We start from the raw sequence: 257 nt of genomic DNA on the forward strand, positions 1-257 counted from the left end.
CCCCCGCCACACACGCCGCAGCGATCTCCCCCTGCGAATGCCCCACCACCGCCGCCGGACGAACCCCCCACGACTCCCACACCGCCGCCAACGACACCATCACCGCCCACAACACCGGCTGCACCACATCCACCCGCTCCAACGAAGCAGCCCCCTCAACCCCCTCCAACACCTCCAACAACGACCAGTCCGTGAACGGCCCCAACGCCACCGCACACGCACCCACCCGCTCCCGGAACACCACCGACGAACCCAAC

General features: G+C 69.3%; 1 protein-coding gene. It reads right to left on the minus strand.

What is annotated here, in order from left to right; genetic code table 11:
- Positions 1–257 (minus strand): acyltransferase domain-containing protein (locus OO57_RS38190; RefSeq protein ID WP_033257546.1); only part of this gene is annotated, 257 nt, incomplete at both ends.

This window comes from Kitasatospora phosalacinea, from assembly GCF_000717185.1.
Lineage (GTDB): Bacteria > Actinomycetota > Actinomycetes > Streptomycetales > Streptomycetaceae > Kitasatospora > Kitasatospora phosalacinea_A.